The sequence below is a fragment of the Mycobacterium intermedium genome (genome assembly GCF_002086275.1).
In the GTDB taxonomy this organism is placed as follows: Bacteria; Actinomycetota; Actinomycetes; order Mycobacteriales; family Mycobacteriaceae; genus Mycobacterium; species Mycobacterium intermedium.
The window spans coordinates 1-15377 of the sequence record NZ_MVHT01000121.1 but is presented as its reverse complement, the minus strand read 5'-3'; the positions used below and the strand labels follow the sequence as shown (position 1 = coordinate 15377).

Below are 15377 nucleotides of genomic sequence, written 5' to 3'. Positions count from 1 at the left end.
TCCAATTATTCCTTGCAGGACAGGCACTTTCGCATATCTACACCCCGAAACTCACAACGTTTCACGAAAAATCCGGGCTAATCCGGGATCGACCACGGAAGTGGCCACCTCGGTAAGTGACTTCCTGGCCAACCATGGCGATGGCGTCTACACGGTCGTGGTGCAGGTGCCCGGCGCCTCGGCGGCAGCGGACATAGCCGACCGCTATGGCTCAATTGTCCGATTCCGCCAAGCATTTGAAGGCGACGGCAATTACCTCGAGGAGATCGATCTGTCGGTGTGCGGCCTACCGCTGACGTTCCTGTCGACCAATCTGCCGTGAGCATTACCTCGCGAGAAGACGCAAACTCGTACTGCTCGGCCAGGAATCATACGATTTTGTGTCTGCTCGCGGTGCATAGGATGACCCGGTGAAGGTCGGCGTTCAGATACACCCGCAGAACGCGACCATGGCCGCGTTGCGAGCCGGCTGGGAGGGTGTTGACCAGTTGGGCGTCGACAGCTTGTGGACGTGGGATCATTTCTTCCCGCCCCTGTATGGCAAGGCCGACGAATCACACTTTGAAGGCTGGCAAGTGCTGGCGGCAATGGCGGTGACCACATCGAACGTTAGTCAGATCGGCATGCTGGTGACGGCCTGTGGCTACCGCAACCCTGACTTGCTCGCCGATATGGCGCGCACCCTGGATCACTTGTCGGACGGCCGAGCCGTTTTGGGAATCGGGGCAGGGTGGATGGACAGGGACGAAGTCGAATACGGCTATCCCGTCCGGACTCCCGTCCAGCGGCTCGATGCCCTCGCCGAGGCACTGCCGAGAATTCGGCGGCGACTGGGTCTGCTGCGACCCGGACCGATCGGTCGACTGCCGATTCTGATCGGCGGGAACGGGGAGCGGCGCACCCTGCGGCTGGTGGCCGAGCACGCGGACATGTGGAACGGTTACGGCGACGCCGAAGTGATCCGCGCCAAGAACACCGCGCTGGACCGCTGGTGCGAGGAAATCGGCAGGGATCCGCGTGAGATCGAACGCACCGTATGGATCGAACGGGTGGATCCGGCTTCCATGCGCTCCCTCGTCGACGCCGGAGCCGAGCACCTGATCCTCGGCCTGCGCGCGCCATACGATCTGCAGGCGGTTGAGCGCCTCGTCGCAGCCCGCGAGGCGTTTTAGCAGCCCACTTGCCGGGTATCCCGCGCTCATCAGCGGAGCACAGCCCCCAGCCCGCTGCGTTCGAATCTGCCCTCACCAGGAGGTTCATCGGCATGGCCGAGATGATTGTCCAAACACCCGAAGAAGCCATCGACTTTCTCAAGGCACAACATGACCTGATCGAGGACATGTTCGATGAAGTGTTGCATGCCTACGACCCGCAAGCGCGCGAGAAGCCGTTCATCGAGTTGCGCCAGCTGCTCGCCGTGCACGAGACGGCCGAGGAGATGGTGGTGCACCCGCGCATGCGGCGGGAGTTCGACGAGGGTGACGCGGTTGTCGACGTACTGCTGGCCGAGGAACACGAGGCCAAGGAACTGCTGTCGAAGATCGAAGGCCTCGACATCACCTCACAGGAGTTCATCGACGAGTTGACCAAGCTGCGCGACGCGGTGCTGGCGCACGCCGAGCACGAGGAGACCGAGGAATTCCCCAAGCTGCAGGGAAAGGTCGACGACGACGACCTCAGGCGCATGGGCGCCGCCGTGCGTGCGGCCGAGGCGATCGCTCCGACGCGGCCGCATCCCGGCGTGGAATCGGCGAAGATGAACTTTGCCCTCGGCCCCTTCGCCTCGATGCTCGACCGTGCGCGCGATCTGATCAAGCAAGCGGTGGGATAAGGGGAGGGACCGATGAGCTCGACCGAACCGACACCGGAATCGACACCGACGTCCGACAGCGAAGACGCCCCCAAGGACGGCAACGACGACAGCGTGGTGTCGCCACCGGCCTATCCCGCGTACTCGACCCCTCCCCCGGAAGGTCTGGCTACCGGCGAGGACGGTTGACTAGTCGTATGACCGTCTCGCTGCAGGACCGCTTTGCCCGCGAGTTGCCGGAAATGGCGGTGCGCTGGAAAGCCGAAGTGCCGCCCAACCCACAACTGTTGGTGCTCAATGAGGCGCTGGCCGGCGAGCTTGGCTTGGACGTGGAGTGGTTACGCAGCACAGAGGGCGTCCAGTTCCTGGTCGGTAATCGCGTGCCCGACGGCGCGGTTCCGGTAGCCCAGGCCTACAGCGGGCACCAATTCGGCGGCTATGTACCTAGATTGGGTGACGGCCGTGCGCTGCTGCTGGGCGAGGTTGTCGGCGCCGACGGACGCGTTCGGGACTTGCACCTGAAGGGTTCGGGACGCACACCGTTTGCGCGCGGCGGGGATGGGTTGGCGGTGGTTGGACCGATGCTGCGTGAGTACATCGTCAGTGAGGCGATGCACGCCATGGGCGTTCCGACCACGCGCTCGCTGGCGGTGGTCAGCACGGGACAGGCGGTGGAGCGCGAGGCGCGACCCCTGCCGGGCGCGTTGCTTGTCCGTGTCGCGAGCAGCCACCTGCGCGTCGGTAGCTTCCAATATGCCTCTGCCAGTGGTGATATCGGCCTGCTGCTACGGCTGACGGAGCACGCCATCGCCCGCCACTACCCCAGCGCCGCCGAAGCCGAGCGACCGCACCTGGCCCTGTTTCAAGCTGTGGTCGCGGCACAAGCGGAACTGCTGGCCAAGTGGATGCTGATCGGGTTTGTGCACGGGGTGATGAACACCGACAACATGACGATCTCCGGAGAAACCATCGACTACGGGCCTTGCGCTTTCATGGAGGCCTATGACCCCGACACAGTCTTCAGCTCTATCGACTTCTGGGGACGCTACGCCTACGGCAACCAGCCCATGGTCGCCGAATGGAACCTCGCCCGGTTCGCCGAGACCCTCCTGGCCTTGTTCGATGGCGAGGTTCAGGAGTCAATCACGCTGGTGGAGAAGGCTTTTGGTGGATTTCAGCAATATCACCATGCCTGGTCCTCCGGGATGCGCGCCAAGCTTGGCTTAGGCCCGCACTCCGACGTCCGGGATGACCAGTTCACACCGTTGGTCGATGATCTGCTTTCCCAGCTGCAGCAGAGTCGAGTCGATTACACATCGTTCTTCCGTCATCTGAGCCAAGCCGTCCGCGGTGACGCCGAACCAGCGCGCGGACTGTTCGTCGATCTCGCACGTTTTGACGGATGGCTGTCTCGCTGGCGATCCATGGGTCCGGACGCCGAACTGATGGACCGGGTCAACCCGATCTACATCCCGCGCAACCATCTCGTCGAAGAGGCTTTGACGGCGGCGACGGCAGGCGATCTCGCTCCGCTGGGACAACTCATGGAAGCCGTGCGCACCCCATACGACGAGCGGCCGGGTCTGGAGCGCTACGCCAGTCCAGCGCCGGACGATTTCGGTCACTACCGGACCTTCTGCGGTACCTGAGCGTTCGACTCGGACTTAGAACTTCTGCGGCCGCTGCCAGGGCGGCGAGATGTTCGTCGACCGAAACGAATCCGGTGCCTAAACTTGGCTTGTGGAGCGCGATTCGATCCATGCCGCCACAGCGGAAGAGCGTCGCAGCATCGCGGATCTGATCGACGACCTTGATGAGGCACAGCTAGCGACACCTAGTCTTTGTGCGGGTTGGGATGTGAAGACGGTGGGCGCCCATCTGGTGAGTTATCTGGCCAACGGCACCCTCAGGGTCACGTGGCTAGGCATGCGCCGGTTTAGTGAGGACCGGGCAATCGATGAGTTGGCGCGTCGTTGCGCACAGCGGCCGGCCGCCGACATTGCCTCGCGTCTGCGCGAGCTCGCCGATCGCCGGTATTGGCGGCCCCCGCCGCAGGCACCTGGTCTGCTCGCCGAAGTCTTGGCGCACAGCGGCGATATGAGAATCCCGCTTGGACTTCCCTTCGAACCAGACCCGCGGCTGACAGCGATTGCAATGGACTTCTTGACCGGCCCGGTGCCGATCGGCCTGGTGCCGCCCGGACGACTGCGAGGGATTCGCTGGCAAGCCACTGACCTGGATCGAACCTGGGGCCGGGGACAGGAAATACGCGGCCCGGCAGCGCAATTGATGATGGCTGCGGTCGGACGTTCCGCTGCGCTAAACGCGTTGGAGGGTCCCGGATTAGCACTGTTGCGGCGTCGGATGTCCAGTTAGGGGCAGCATGGCAGTTTACCGAGCACCGATGCGGTCCCGCAGCGACGAGATTGACGCGCACGCCACCCGCGATCGCGCCCGTCGACTCGGTCTGTGTGGGTTCGGCCGGCTCACCAAGAGCCCTGCCGAGCAGGAAAGCCTCAACCGTCGGGTCACGCGGTTTACCGAAGTGGAGAACGGATCTTTTGTGTGGACCCGGGACGATGAAGGACTGTTCTGGCTGGGTCGTATCACTGGCCCTTACGAATATGACGCCGACGATGCCGCTGCCGCCGTCGACCTGGTGCACGTCCGTCCGTGCGACTGGCTCGCCGAGCCTCTACTGGAGCCGAACGTACCTGCGGCCGTCATCGAGACATTCCGTAGGGGTGGGCGTAACTTCCAGCAGACTCATCACCCGTCCGTCGACGTTGAGACGCAACGGATCTGGGATAGCCAGCGCGAAACTTAGTGCAGCACAGCGTTTGCGATGGCCCGAGCGCTTGCCGCTGCGGGATATCCGGCGTAGCCGGCGACGTGGTAGATCACCTCTTCAACCTCTGCGACCGTCAGACCATTGCGCAGCGCGATCGGGAAGTGGAACTTCAGTTCGTCGGAGGCGCGCAGGGCAATCAAGACACCCAGTGTCACCAGGCTGCGGGATCGGCGGTCCAGACCCGGACGTGTCCACAGGGCTCCGAAGACATGCTCGATGGACAGGTCACCGAGTTCCCCGGCGATAGCCTCGTCGGCGAGCGAGGTCACTTCGTCGGGGATGAGACCCGGCAGCATCTCTCGGAAAGCTGCCAAACCTTGGGCGTGCAGATCGGTCATGATGGCCCTTTCTCGTTATTGTCCAAGCGTGATCTAGGTTTTCGGTTTGCGGGAGATTTGGTATTCGATGAACCCGTCCCAGTCCTCGACGCGGCGTCGTAGCAGGTCCAGGACCGCTGGGTGCGTCGGAAGAAAAAATCGGTTGGCCAATATCGCTTCGGCAACCATCTCGCCGACATCGGCGGGATCAAGCAACTCGAATTCGTCGAAAGGAAGACGCAGCGGCGCTCCCGGACCGAAGCTTGGAATGTCGTTCGCGATGTTGGTGAGCACCGGTCCCGGACACAGCAGCGTGACACCAATACTCTTCGGCCGCAGGTAGATTGCCAGCGCCTCAGTCAAGTGGACGATCGCCGCCTTGGTCGCCGCATATGGCGTCCGGTCGTACGAATATGTGAAGAGTCCCGCCACTGACGACGTGTTGACGATGTGGCCCTCCCCTTGGCTGAGCAACAGGGGCACGAAGACCTCGTTGCTGCGCACCACGGACATCAGATTGATGTCGAGTATGCGTTGCCACTCGGCGGCGGGGATGTCTTCGGGAAGCCCGTTGGTGAGCACACCGACGTTGTTCATCACGATATCGACGCGACCGAACTCATCCAAGGCTCGATCACGCACCGCCTCGAACACATCGGGTCGCGACACGTCGGCGACGTGTGCGACCGCTCGCGCGCCGTGACTGCTGAGATCTGCGGCGAGCTCGGGAGCGGCAGCATGATCGACGGCCACCACGTGCGCGCCGCGTCGGGATAACGCACGCGCGCTGGCCATTCCGATGCCGCTGGCAGCCCCGGTGATCACGGCAACGCGGTCTTGCAGCTCCTTCATTGCGCTCAGTCAACACCACCGCCGTGCGCGGCAACAGTGCAAGCGGTGTGCAAACTGTCCGGAATCGCCCGCGCGCCACCTTACTTCGCGATCAGGACCTCGCCTTTTAGGGCATCAGGGTCGCGGAAGGACAGGCCATACGCAGCATGACGGATCGCCTCGAAACTGTCCCGTCGTCACTCGGAACTGCGGTGCCGCACCGACCGAACCGCACTCACCATCGCCATAACAATGGCTCCGACCACCAACCCGATCACCGCCGATATCCCAGTGTTGACCAGCCAAGCCAGTACGCCGCCGCCGGGATCGATCTGGACGAGTCGCTCAAGGTGGTGCACCAGCTGGTAGGGCGTGTGCCAACCGAGCTTGTCGCTGCCGACGAGCAGTATGTGCCCGCCTACCCAGAGCATGGCGGCGGTCCCGACGACTGTGAGCGTCGACAGCAGTCTGGGCATCCCACGGACCAACGCCCGCCCAATCTTCTGCGCGGCGGGAGAATCGGTCCGGGTGAGGCGTAGGCCTAAGTCATCCATCTTGACGATGCCGGCCACGACCCCATATACCCCGGCGGTGATCACCAGAGCGACGACGATCAGGATGACAAGCCGGTGCACAAACCCGAGGTCGGCCACCTCATTGAGGGCGATCACCATGATCTCGGCGGACAGTATGAAGTCGGTCCGGATCGCCGATGACACCATCTGATCTTCGGAATCCGACTGCCCCGAGTCCTCGTCGTGACCGCGGACAGCATGCCAAACCTTCTCTGCGCCTTCGTAACACAGGTAGGTAGCACCAAAGCATGAGGACCGGGAACACCAGCCACGGCGCGATTTGGCTGAGCAGCAAGGCCCCAGGCAGGATGAGCAACAGCTTGTTACGCAACGAGCCCAGGGCGATGCGCTTGATCATGGGCACTTCGCGCTCGGCAGCGATGCCCTCGACGTACTGCGGCGTCACCGCGGTGTCATCGACTACCACCCCAGCGGCCTTGGCCGTCGCGCGTCCGGCGGCACCGCTGATGTCGTCGACCGAGGCTGCCGTCAACTTTACGAGCGCGGCGACATCGTCGAGTAGTCCAAACAAGCCTGCACTCATTGCATCTCCCGCGTCGCGTCGAAGGATACCCCTCTTGCCAGGATCTATGCTCGTCAACGTGCCCCCGCGCCGTATCGACGCGGGGGCACTATGCCGTGTGGGCGGCCGTGTGGGCGCTGACAGTTAGTTGTTGATCCCAACGACCTCTTGCGCGATCGCGGCAAGACGCGTTTGCGACGCTGAGACGACACGCTGGCGGTTCTTATGCGCCTCTTCGTAGTTGATGATGGCTCGAATGTCAGCGGGCTCGCTCAGCTCCTTCACCGCGTTGGCCGCATCGTTGACGTTGAGCTCGTCGTAGCCGGTAATGGGCAGTTCAGAGGCGTCCAGTACGCCGGCGGAACTGCGCGCGGAACGCAACGTGTCGGCGGCTTGGTCGGCACCTTCGTTGCGGGTAACTCGCTCCGCTGCACCCAACGCCGCGTCGCGGGACGCGGCCAGCGCCTTGGCTGCAACCTCACCGGCATGCTCGCCGCGGCTACGCAACCGCTCAAGCGCGGGCCGGGTGGAACGCAACGCCTCCACGGCCCGGTCCACGCCGCGCGCTGACCAGTACGCGGGGAGGTTCACGAATTTCACCGCCGCGCCCGTGGCTGCCTGCAAGGGTGTGCGCCGAAGCGCGACAGGACCGCCCAGCGCCTCTTCGGCCAAAACGGTGGTCAGCCAGTCCACCGTCGCGGAGTGCGCGGTGATCAGGCGCGTCGCCAGCGCCTCGACGTCCGAGTTCTTCGCGGCCACTGCCAGGGCCTTGAGGTAGCGCGCACGGTCCAACAGCTGGTCTTCCAGCGCCAGGTCGCCCAGCAGCGCCTCGTCGAACGGCTCGGCCTGCTCGGTCAGGGCCTTCACCGCCGCGGCGGCACGGCCCAGGAAGGGCCCGAGAATGTCGGGCAAGCCGCCAAGGTCGCGAATCGCTCGCTCGATGGCCTCGGCCCGCTCACGGCCATTGGCCGCATTCTGGGTCAGCTCGCGGCGCACCGCTTCGGTACGCGCCTGAGCGATACGAGTTTCCGCGATCTGGATTTCCGTGTTGGTCAAGTCGAGCAACACGCGTAGTTGGGCAAGTAATTTGGTCGTGTCTGATGCCGCCATGAAGCGATCCCCCTTTGGATGTGATGGCTTGTTTCGGTGATATGCACCTAACCTTTGGCTACCCGATAGGTGCCGCGAGCTAACCTTCGCAACGCGCAGATGTGAAAAATCCCATTGCCGGGCAATCACTAACCGGGCCGACTACCGATCTCCAAAGCCGCCAAGTCCGTCGTGCCGTTGAAGATGGTGCGACCCCATTCGCGCACGGTGAGGCTCTATTTGCCGGCCAAGTACTCGTAGTCGGTGTCGATGTTGCGGCGCTCACCGGGCAGCGGCACCGGAAGCACGTGTGGTCCTTCCGGGGTGCCCTCGCCGTTCAGCTCCACACGGTAGCGCGCAGTCCGGGCATCGATCCGCCAGCGGTCCAGGTCGCAGGAAGACGACACCAATGCGGGTGGCGTGATGCGCAAAACGCGATCCCCCAAACGAACGACTACCCCGGTCACGTCTCGCTTCAACGGGCCCAGTTCAAGCAACCCACCGGAGAAAGCGACGGACACGTCTTCCCCTTTGAAAGCCTCGTCGAAGTCGTGCGCCTGACCCCACCACCAGCGCAGTGGAAAGCCCGCGCCCCAATTGCGTTCGCAGTACAGTGCGGCACCGCTGAAAGTCCAGCGTTCGTCACCGCAGCTGACCGTTCCCGACGCTTTCCCACCCAATCGATAGGGGTGCCAGTACTGATTGAGGAAGGGAACGCACGAGAACACGCCCCCACCGCCGAAGGCCTTCGGCCAATGGAATTCGTCGTCGAATTTCAAATCCAGTTCGGTGTCCCCGATGACCATCCTGAGTTTCTCGCGGCTCGCGTCGACGAGATCATCACCGCTCTCGGCCTTGACCGCGAACCGGGTGCGGTCGGCTCGCACGCCGTCGATGGCGGCCGAGCGCACCACTTTGCCGGGGTGCAACGCGATCGCGGCCGTGGACCAGTTGCCGTCGGGATGCCGGTTTTCACTGCATAGCGCGACGACGACCCGTCCTTCGCGTGCATCGGACAGCCGCCAGAACCAACCTTCCATCTCAGTGCCGTGCGAAGGCAACGGATCACCGAACGGCAAATCCGCTCCCGTTCGCCGGTACAGCGAGACGAGGTGCTGACGAGCCTGGGTCACTTCTCGGGTCACTGAGGAAAGGACATCCACGCCGATGCTGGTACCCCCTTTACCCCACCGACAATCTGCGCCAAATTCTTAGGGCAGATGCCTCATGCGCCGCTGTGGGCGTGCGGCCGACGCTGTCCGCATTACCCAAAAAATTGGGAGGCCATCCGCAGGCACAACGGTTTCAGGGGCTAGCGTTTGCCGAGCGCGAGAACCAGCTTGCCGGTGTTGTCACCGCGAAACAGAGCCAGGAGCACGTCGGGAAAGTCAGCGACGTCGCCGTGGACAACCTGCTCACGCGAACGCAATTCACCGCTTCGCAGCCAACTAGCCAGCAGGGCAACGCCTTCGGCATATCGGTGGGCATAGTCGAAGACTACGAAGCCGGTCATGGAAGCCCGTGCGACCAGTAGCTGCATGTAGTTGGCCGGCCCGCGCAGCTCGCCGCTTGAGTTGTATTGCGCGACGGCGCCGCAGATGACCACCCGCGCGCCTCGGGCCAACCGCCCTAGCGCGGCCTCCAGGGTCTCTCCCCCGACGTTGTCGAAGTAGACATCAATTCCCTTGGGCGCGTGCGTCTTCAGCTGCTGTCGCAGATCGCCTGCCTGGTAGTCGATGGCGGCCTCGAACCCAAGTTCCTCGACCAGCCAACGGCACTTGTCCTCGCCACCGGCGATGCCGACCACGCGGCAGCCCTTGATCCGGGCTATTTGGCCGGCAATGCTGCCCACCGAGCCGGCGGCCCCGGAAATTACGACGGTCTGGCCGGGTTGCGGGCGACCTATATCCAGCAGCCCGAAGTAGGCAGTCAACCCGCTGATACCGAGAGCGCCCAGATGAACCGGGGCGGGAGCGAGCGAGGTATCCACGGGCGTCACATCGCCACCGTCGGAAATCGCGTAACGTTGTACGCCGAACGTGCCGTAGACTTCGTCACCCACCGCGAAACCACCGTGACGCGAGTCGATTACACGTCCTATGCCGCCCGCACGCATTACCTCGCCGATTTCGACCGGCGGCACGTACGACCGGCCCGCGTTCATCCACGTCCGCATGGCGGGATCAACAGACAGGTACTCGACTTGCACCAGAATCTCGCCGTCGGTCAGCCTGCGGACCGGCTCGTCGACGATCTGCCAATCGGAATCCTTGGGCAGGCCTACCGGGCGAGCGGCGAGACGGCACTGGGTGTTGACGGCGTTGATGGTAGTCACGATGCAAAGCTCCCGGTCATTGCTCGAAGGGTGGTCCGGGCTCCCGGATCTTCGATGGTGGACGGCACGACGGCAACGCAGTCGGCGCCGGCCTCGTGATAGTCGCGCAGTCGCGCCGCGACAAGGTCGGCGGTGCCCAAAGCGCACACTTGATTGAGCAGTTCGATGGGTACGGCGGCAGCCAATTCGCGGCGAGCGGCGCCGCTGCGGGCGCGGCGAACCAAATCCTCAAAGCCTAACGCGCTGACCATCTCTCCGTATCCGGGCGGCGCGAGATACACCGCCAGCTGGGCCGCCAGCTGAGCATGCGCCGCGTCACCGGGTTCGACGGCGACCGGCACCCAGACCGTCAAGCGCGGCGCCGCACGGCCGGCTCGTGCGGCTGCGGCGTCGAGCGCGGCGCGCACCTGCGCGACACGTGCCGGCGTGGACAGGTTGAGGGCGACCTCGTCGGCATGCTGAGCGGCCAGCCGGATCATGCCTGAACCGAAGGCTCCCAACGCAATTCGCGTGTCGGGGCAAGGGGTACGCAGCCGGAAACCGTGGCTGAGGACGTGTTGGCCGCTGTAGTCGGTGCGTGCGCCGGTCAAGATCGACCGCAGGCATTCGATGGTTTCCCGCATCACGGGCACGTGGTGCGCCCAAGGTCGGTCGTGCCAGCCGGCCACGATCGCCGGACTGGAAGCCCCCAGCGCGATGTCAACTCGGCTACCCGTGAGCGCGGCGACGGAACTGGCACCCAATGCCAACGACACGGGGCTGCGAACACCGACGGGCAGCGGCCCGATTTTCAGCGTCAGTTCGCTCGTGCGCTGTCCGATGGCGGTCGCCAGGGCGAACGCATCAAAGGTCGCCATTTCGCCGATCCACAGCGCGTTAAAGCCGGCGTCCAACGCAGCCATCGCGATGTGGACAGCCTCGAGGTCTGGTCGGTCGAGCCAGAACGGCAGCACGACTTCGATCGCGCTCACAGCATCGACACCTCGGCAGGCAGGTCCAGCAGGACGCGGCCGGGCAGTTCGCGAGATGCTTCGTTGACCTGGAAGTGAGCGGTGGCTGTGAACGCGTCGCGGAACCGGCGCTGCAGCGGCGCACCGTCGTATATCGCCGTACCGCCGGCCAAGTCGTACATGCTGCGCACCACGTCGGCCGACGTCCGGACCGCGTGGGTGGCTGCAAGGCGAAGCCGGTTACGCAACGCGAGCGGCACCGGGCCGGGCTCCTGGCTGGCTTGCCACGCGTCGTCTATCGCCTCGTAATACAGGGCCCGGGCCGCGCGGAGCCCGGAATCCGCTGTTGCCACCGCCGCTTGGGTCGGCGTGCGTTCGGCCAACGTCCTCGTTGCACCGAGCCCTTTCTTGCCGACAGCCAACTCGACAAGGTCGTCGATGGCGGCGCGAGCATTGCCCAACGCGGCGGCACCGATCGACAGCGCGAAGAAGCCGAACACCGGGAAGCGATACAGCGGCCGGTCGATGACCGGCCCGTCGAACAGCGAAAACACGCGGTCGGCCGGTACGAAGACGTCCTCGGCGACGGAGTCGTGGCTGCCCGTGCCGCGCAGACCGAGCGTGTGCCAGGTGTCGAGTACCTGCAGGTCGTCTTTGCGCAGGGCTACCACGGAGGGCACGCGCCCTTCGTCGATGAAGCAGCCGGCAAACATCATGTCGGCGTGGTTGATCCCGCTGCAGAACGGCCAGCGCCCGGACACCACCACACCGCCATCGACCGATCTCGCCGTCCCACGCGGTGCCCACACTCCGGCCGCGACACCCTTTCCGCCGCCGAACATTTCGACGCGACTCGACTCTGGCAGGTACGCGACCAACAGTGCGCTGGTGATTGCTATCGACACGCACCACCCGGCCGCGGCGTCACCGCGCGCCACCGCTTCGGCGCAACGCAAGGCCGGTCCGGGCGCCAGCTCCAATGCATCGACCTCGATGGGCATGGTGGCCCGAAAGAGCCCGGCCTCACGCAGCAGGTCGACCAGCCCGTCGGGAAGTCGACGCTCGCGGTCGGTCTCTGCCGACATCTCGCCGGCCGAGAGCGCGATCTTCGCGGCGACGGACTCGATGTCCGTATCGCTGTGGTTCATCGGTGGCTCCTGGGTTCGCAGCCGCATTCCGCTGCTCGGTTCAATAAACTTACCACCTAGTGGTTCAGTAAGTGAACCGGGTACAGTGATTGAACTATGAACGCACCCGACCTGTCGCACCGCTTCGAAGGCGAGTCGGTCGGGCGGGCACTCGAGTTGGTCGGCGAGCGCTGGACACTGCTGATCCTGCGCGAGACATTCTTCGGGGTGCAGCGCTTCGGCCAGTTCGCGCGCAATCTCAACATCCCGCGACCCACGCTGTCGTCGCGGCTGCGAATGCTCGTCGAGGTGGGCTTGCTTGATCGGGTGCCGTATTCGCAGAATCCCGAGCGCCACGAGTATCGGCTCACCGACGCGGGCCGGGAACTCTTCGGAGCGATCGTGGTGCTCATGCGGTGGGGCGACGACCACTTGCCCAATCCAAACGGCCCACCAATTGTGTTGCGCCACAATGTATGTAGTAATTTGATCGATCCTCGACTGATCTGCGCCCACTGCGGCGAGGAGATCACCGCACGCAATGTGACGCCCCAGCCGGGTGCCGGTTTTCGCGGCTAGCTTCGCACCAGCCGTCCCAACTTGGTTGCAGTTCGGTAACGCAAACGCAACACGTCGCTGATTGCCGAAGGACGCTGTCCTGCTGACCCTATCTTCGTTGCATGCGGCGCAGATCGGTCTTGACGCTGCCACTCCTGGCGGCGGCTGGCATGGCGTTGGCCCATGCGCCGCGCGCGTCTGCCGAGGCCGGTCGGTGGCCCGCCGAACGAGCCCAGAGCTGGTATCAAGCCCAAGGTTGGCTGGTCGGCGCGAACTACATAACCTCGAATGCCATCAATCAACTCGAGATGTTCCAAGCGAGCACCTACGACCCCCGGCGCATCGATGCTGAGCTGAACGTGGCCCGCTTCTACGGGTTCAACACCGTGCGGGTATTCCTGCACGATCTGTTGTGGGCCCAGGATCGCCAGGGCTTTCAGAAGCGCCTCTCGCAGTTCGTCTCCATCGCGGCACGGCGGAACATCAAGCCCCTTTTCGTTCTGTTCGATTCGTGCTGGGATCCGTTGCCCCGCACAGGTCCTCAGCGTGCGCCGCGGCCCGGCATTCACAACTCCGGCTGGGTGCAGAGTCCGGGCGCCGAACACCTCGCCGACCGCCGCTATGACGGCGTTCTATACGAATACGTGACCGGTGTGTTGAGTCAGTTCCGCAACGACGACCGCGTTCTGGGTTGGGACCTATGGAATGAGCCCGACAATCCCGCAAAGGTGTATCGCAAGGTAGAGCGCAAGGACAAGCTCGACCTGGTGGCTCACCTGCTCCCCCAGGTGTTCCGCTGGGCGCGACAGGTTAATCCAAGTCAGCCGCTGACCAGTGGCGTCTGGGATGGTTACTGGGATCCCGAGCGGCGCAGCACCATTGCCGGAATCCAACTCGACAATTCCGACATCATTACCTTCCACAGTTATGCGCCACCGGGTGAATTCGAAGGAAGGATCGCCGAACTCGCCCCGCTTGGTCGTCCGATCATGTGCACCGAGTACATGGCCCGGTCGCAAGGCAGCACCATCGAGGGCATCTTGCCAATCGCTAAGCGACACAACGTCGGTGCTTACAACTGGGGCTTCGTAGCCGGAAAGACCCAGACGTACCTGCCGTGGGACTCTTGGGACCACCCGTACACCTCCCCACCCAGCGTGTGGTTCCACGACCTCTTTCAGCCCGACGGACGGCCGTACCGGGACACTGAGGTTCAGACGATTCGCAAGCTCACCGGCGCGCAGAACCAATAGCGGCTAATCGCAGACCCGCGTCAGCCTTCGGTGTCGACGACTTTCACCTCAGCCTTGGCGCGACGAGACACCGCCCGCGGAACGGAACCGAGGACTTTGCCAACGATGGAGTTGGTGCCGACGCTGCCCACGACGATCAAGTCGGCGTTCACATCGTCGGCGAGCTGGAGCAGCGCATCGACCGGAGCGCCCTCCACCGCGCGCTCCTCGACGTCGCTGACGCCGGCATCGCGCGCCGTGTCGGCGGCTTTGCGGAGCATTTCGTAGATGGGGGCATTGCCCTGGGTTCGGTACTCCACCGTGCGCGCCTGGTCGGGAGCGGGGCCGGCGCCGTCGTCATGGGAATCCAGAAACGCCGAGGCCACGACCAGTTTCGCGTCCGATTCCGCGGCAATCGACGCCGCCTTCTCCACCGCACGGAACGACGTTTCCGAGCCGTCCGTCCCAACGACCACGACGTTGTATTTGCCCATTGGCCTCTCCCGTACCGTCCCGAGGATATTGCAAATTAACTAGCCGCCAGCAGCGCAAACGAAACAAACTCATAGCTTTCGGCCATCCGGCGGAACAGTCACTAACATGTCGCGGAACGAGCATTAACATATGTAGGTATGCCGATCGATCTCCGCAAGATCCTGAGCTTTGACATGACCATTGCCGAATGGCTCGGAACAGCGGCGATGCTTCTTGTTCCATACTTGGTGATCGGCGTGGTGTGGCTGGCTTTCCACACCCACCACCTCGCCGGGGCCGATGCCGGCCATCGCATTGTCCTGATCCTGGGGACGATCGCGTCGTGGCCTGCATTGCTCGTGGCCAATGTGTGCTTGAGCTGAGAGTTATGGCTTCCAACGTTGACAGTCGCAATCGCATCCAGATCCGGCGTCGCACCGCGCGCTGGGACACCGAACCCGTCACCGCGGCAGACGGGATGGATTTCTGGGCTTTCGCCGGCGGCCCCGCCAACGTCATCATGCAACTCTCGTGGCCCGGCGTGGGCTATGGCGTCGTCGAAAGCAAGGTGGACTCGGGAAATATCCTCAAGCATCCGTGGAAACGCGCCCGCACCACCCTTCAGTACTTAGCCTTGATCCACCGATGAATTGGCTGGTTGTCGGGGTGTCGGAATGAAGAAAGTGCCCTCTGAGCTGGAAAGAT

17 protein-coding genes and 3 pseudogenes are annotated in these 15377 nt (G+C 63.8%); 11 read left to right on the top strand and 9 right to left on the bottom strand.

Going from position 1 to position 15377, the window contains the following annotated elements; genetic code table 11:
- The 7 genes and pseudogenes from BST27_RS27420 to BST27_RS27395 all read left to right on the top strand — a co-directional run.
- A pseudogene (locus BST27_RS27420) lies at positions 1 to 322 on the top strand (hypothetical protein); the annotation flags it as partial.
- 88 nt (positions 323 to 410) lie between these two features.
- Positions 411 to 1172 carry an LLM class F420-dependent oxidoreductase gene (locus BST27_RS27415; protein ID WP_079220156.1) on the top strand — a complete coding sequence of 254 codons (762 nt, stop codon included), beginning with the start codon at positions 411 to 413 and terminating at the stop codon, positions 1170 to 1172.
- Between the two features lie 92 nt (positions 1173 to 1264).
- Entirely contained in the window at positions 1265 to 1831 is a 567-nt protein-coding gene (locus BST27_RS27410) for a hemerythrin domain-containing protein (RefSeq protein ID WP_069422424.1), read from the top strand.
- 12 nt (positions 1832 to 1843) lie between these two features.
- On the top strand, positions 1844 to 1999 hold the full coding sequence (locus tag BST27_RS32665; protein WP_156789314.1) for a hypothetical protein: 156 nt from the start codon (positions 1844 to 1846) through the stop codon (positions 1997 to 1999).
- 8 nt (positions 2000 to 2007) lie between these two features.
- On the top strand, positions 2008 to 3459 hold the full coding sequence (locus BST27_RS27405) for a protein adenylyltransferase SelO (RefSeq protein WP_069422425.1): 1452 nt from the start codon (positions 2008 to 2010) through the stop codon (positions 3457 to 3459).
- A 91-nt stretch (positions 3460 to 3550) separates the two neighbouring features.
- Entirely contained in the window at positions 3551 to 4186 is a 636-nt protein-coding gene (locus BST27_RS27400) for a maleylpyruvate isomerase family mycothiol-dependent enzyme (protein WP_069422426.1), read from the top strand.
- A 7-nt stretch (positions 4187 to 4193) separates the two neighbouring features.
- The gene (locus BST27_RS27395) at positions 4194 to 4637 is read left to right on the top strand and encodes a hypothetical protein (RefSeq protein ID WP_069422427.1); all 444 of its coding nucleotides are present in this window, start codon (positions 4194 to 4196) and stop codon (positions 4635 to 4637) included.
- Here BST27_RS27395 and BST27_RS27390 read toward each other — a convergent pair.
- The 8 genes and pseudogenes from BST27_RS27390 to BST27_RS27355 all read right to left on the bottom strand — a co-directional run bounded on the left by BST27_RS27390 (position 4634) and on the right by BST27_RS27355 (position 12429).
- Positions 4634 to 4999: a carboxymuconolactone decarboxylase family protein gene (locus BST27_RS27390; RefSeq protein ID WP_069422428.1), complete on the bottom strand. Its 366-nt coding sequence runs from the start codon at positions 4997 to 4999 to the stop codon at positions 4634 to 4636. The genes BST27_RS27395 and BST27_RS27390 overlap by 4 nt on opposite strands.
- 33 nt (positions 5000 to 5032) lie before the next feature.
- Entirely contained in the window at positions 5033 to 5830 is a 798-nt protein-coding gene (locus BST27_RS27385) for an SDR family oxidoreductase (RefSeq protein WP_069422429.1), read from the bottom strand.
- A 176-nt stretch (positions 5831 to 6006) separates the two neighbouring features.
- Positions 6007 to 6928, bottom strand: a pseudogene (locus BST27_RS27380) (DUF808 domain-containing protein).
- A 123-nt stretch (positions 6929 to 7051) separates the two neighbouring features.
- Entirely contained in the window at positions 7052 to 8017 is a 966-nt protein-coding gene (locus BST27_RS27375; protein ID WP_069422430.1) for a coiled-coil domain-containing protein, read from the bottom strand.
- A 215-nt stretch (positions 8018 to 8232) separates the two neighbouring features.
- Complete coding sequence (locus tag BST27_RS27370; RefSeq protein ID WP_232007464.1) at positions 8233 to 9141, bottom strand: tocopherol cyclase family protein; 909 nt, start codon at positions 9139 to 9141, stop codon at positions 8233 to 8235.
- A gap of 167 nt (positions 9142 to 9308) precedes the next feature.
- Positions 9309 to 10322 carry an NADP-dependent oxidoreductase gene (locus BST27_RS27365; protein ID WP_069422438.1) on the bottom strand — a complete coding sequence of 338 codons (1014 nt, stop codon included), beginning with the start codon at positions 10320 to 10322 and terminating at the stop codon, positions 9309 to 9311.
- 5 nt (positions 10323 to 10327) lie between these two features.
- Entirely contained in the window at positions 10328 to 11302 is a 975-nt protein-coding gene (locus BST27_RS27360; RefSeq protein ID WP_069422431.1) for an LLM class F420-dependent oxidoreductase, read from the bottom strand.
- Complete coding sequence (locus BST27_RS27355) at positions 11299 to 12429, bottom strand: acyl-CoA dehydrogenase family protein (protein WP_069422439.1); 1131 nt, start codon at positions 12427 to 12429, stop codon at positions 11299 to 11301. Before BST27_RS27355 ends, BST27_RS27360 begins: the two co-directional genes overlap by 4 nt.
- Before the next feature lie 96 nt (positions 12430 to 12525).
- Between BST27_RS27355 and BST27_RS27350 the strand changes: the two genes are divergently transcribed.
- Both BST27_RS27350 and BST27_RS27345 read left to right on the top strand, forming a co-directional pair.
- Positions 12526 to 12987 carry a winged helix-turn-helix transcriptional regulator gene (locus BST27_RS27350; RefSeq protein ID WP_069422432.1) on the top strand — a complete coding sequence of 154 codons (462 nt, stop codon included), beginning with the start codon at positions 12526 to 12528 and terminating at the stop codon, positions 12985 to 12987.
- Between the two features lie 101 nt (positions 12988 to 13088).
- Complete coding sequence (locus BST27_RS27345; protein ID WP_069422433.1) at positions 13089 to 14219, top strand: glycoside hydrolase 5 family protein; 1131 nt, start codon at positions 13089 to 13091, stop codon at positions 14217 to 14219.
- A 20-nt stretch (positions 14220 to 14239) separates the two neighbouring features.
- Here the strand turns inward: BST27_RS27345 and BST27_RS27340 are convergent, their stop codons facing one another.
- Positions 14240 to 14692 carry a universal stress protein gene (locus BST27_RS27340; RefSeq protein WP_069422434.1) on the bottom strand — a complete coding sequence of 151 codons (453 nt, stop codon included), beginning with the start codon at positions 14690 to 14692 and terminating at the stop codon, positions 14240 to 14242.
- Positions 14693 to 14830: 138 nt separating this feature from the next.
- Here BST27_RS27340 and BST27_RS27335 point away from each other — a divergent pair, with 138 nt between their 5' ends.
- Together BST27_RS27335 and BST27_RS27330 are read left to right on the top strand one after the other, a co-directional pair.
- Positions 14831 to 15055, top strand: a complete 225-nt coding sequence (locus BST27_RS27335; protein ID WP_069422435.1) for a hypothetical protein — start codon at positions 14831 to 14833, stop codon at positions 15053 to 15055.
- A 5-nt stretch (positions 15056 to 15060) separates the two neighbouring features.
- A pseudogene (locus tag BST27_RS27330) lies at positions 15061 to 15309 on the top strand (oxygenase MpaB family protein); the annotation flags it as partial.
- Positions 15310 to 15377 lie beyond the last annotated feature (68 nt).